The organism is Streptomyces atriruber (genome assembly GCF_001418325.1).
GTDB lineage: Bacteria > Actinomycetota > Actinomycetes > Streptomycetales > Streptomycetaceae > Streptomyces > Streptomyces atriruber.
Genome location: NZ_LIPN01000225.1, coordinates 24965 through 25213, shown reverse-complemented (window position 1 = coordinate 25213; position 249 = coordinate 24965). Strand labels below are relative to the sequence as shown.

The window sequence follows — 249 nt, the reverse complement described above, 5'->3', positions numbered from 1 at the left end:
GGGGGGGGCGGGGGCCGTGTGGGCGGTGCAGGGCGAGGAGGGAGTGGGAGGAGTCGTCACGATCGTCGCTCGGGGTTTGGCTGAAGAGGGGGGACCGGGGGCTGGATATGGGGGTGGGGGCGCGGTCAGACGCGGGCCACGGTCAGGGAGTGGAGGTAGCGCATGAGGGTCATCAGGACGTCCCGGCTCGACTCCTTGCGGCGGGCGTCGCACGCCATGATCGGCACGGCGGCCTCCAGGTCGAGCGCC

The 249-nt window shown here is 73.1% G+C and carries 1 pseudogene; it reads right to left on the bottom strand.

The window, feature by feature from the left end:
• Positions 1-125 precede the first annotated feature (125 nt).
• Positions 126-249, bottom strand: a pseudogene (locus AOK03_RS44205) (ATP-binding protein); the annotation flags it as partial.